This is a genomic window from Prevotella sp. (assembly GCF_036570325.1).
Taxonomy (GTDB): Bacteria; Bacteroidota; Bacteroidia; order Bacteroidales; family Bacteroidaceae; genus Prevotella.
On record NZ_DATCYK010000133.1, the window covers coordinates 1 to 1,503 of the forward strand.

The following is a 1,503-nucleotide window of genomic DNA, read 5'->3' on the forward strand; positions in this document are numbered from 1 at the left end:
GGTGGTAGCCGTGGGCCGATCGCTCACGAAGAAGAAGATAAACGAGGCCCAAACGGCGCTCAACAGCTACAGCACACTGAAAGGCTACCGCCTGAAAGTGATTCAAGGCACCGGCTCCGACAGCATAATAGCGCTGAGCCACAGACTTTATAATCAAGCCACGGGCAGCGCCGAGCAGCAAAAACTCTTGGAACAAACGGCCGAAGAGAATACCCATCTCAAAACAATGCTGGCCGGCTATCAGCAATACGACCGCCTAAGCCGTGACATCCGACGCGAGATAAAGGTGATTTCGCCCGGCGTAAAAGCCTTTTCCCTCACCTCCACCCTACAAATTTCTACCGACACTTTGCCCGCCCGCAGATTTGTAACGGCCATCGTCAGCGTAGCCAAACCACTGCCCGACGCCCACCGAGAGCAACTGCGCCTATGGCTGAAAGAGCGAAGCCATGCCGACAGCCTGCGCCTCATCGTCACCCGCTAATGGCGTTTGACCCACCCAAATGCCACTCGCCCAAGCATTATCAGCAAGAAACCAAAATATCAAAACCATTTTTATAAACGCCGATTCATAAGAAAGGAGAATGTCAACATTATATGGATAGAAATCGTTTTATAGATGAGAAAGAAATAATTTATAAATAAGGAGAAACCGATTCATAAAGGAGAAGAAAACGATTTACAAACGAGGAGAAATCAATTCATAGAGAAGGAAAAAACGATTCTCTGAAAAGTTAAAATTCAGAATTATCTTTACAAAAGATAGAAAACCACGGCCTATTTCCTCACTCATCGACGATTAGCCCGCAGAAATCGAATTCTAACGCTTTTTATAACCAACTGATAATCAAATATATAATATTTACAAACCGTTTAAAGCGGCCCATTGAGCACTTTATTTCCTGAAAATGAAAAGCTCAAAGGGCCGCTTTCGCATGGTTATAGCTACTTTTTTAGAGGGCCATACGCCCACACCGAGCCAGCGAAAGGCCTGCTTCGGCCTATCCAAAGTCGGCTTTCTGTCGTTTCATCCCCCCACTCCCCTCCTTCCCAAGGCCCCAAACAGCCCTTTCACCTCCTGCTATCCGCCGCCCCGTTTTCTAAATGCCACCCCATGGAAGTGTTAATTTTCTTACCACTTCCTTTACAAAAAAGCCACCCGTCTGCCCATAATAACGGGAAAAATGCTACCTTTGGCTTTGACTTCCATCCTACTATCAGTTTTCAATCAAGCACCATGCCTTCACACGTTTTCAAAATATCGGAATACAACCCTAAGGCCGACCACCGGCTGTTCGAGGCCTACGAGCCCGAGGCGGCTACCAACTACTACGAGGAATTGCAGGCTGCGGCGGCCCTCAAGCCCAACTATCAACTGATATACAGCCGCTTTAACAAGGTGTTTCAGCAGTGTTTGGAGCAGCAAACCCATGCCACACGGCTCAATCTTAGCGGCACTTTCGCCAAGACCGACTATCTTTTGAAAGAGCATGGGGCACCAAC

Annotated in this window: 1 protein-coding gene and 1 pseudogene; both read left to right on the forward strand. The window is 47.8% G+C overall.

The annotated features are described in order from the left end of the window. A pseudogene (locus VIR50_RS11980) lies at positions 1 to 484 on the forward strand (TIGR00341 family protein); the annotation flags it as partial. 753 nt (positions 485 to 1,237) lie between these two features. Further along, positions 1,238 to 1,503 (forward strand): hypothetical protein (locus VIR50_RS11985; RefSeq protein WP_331935345.1); only part of this gene is annotated, 266 nt, incomplete at its 3' end.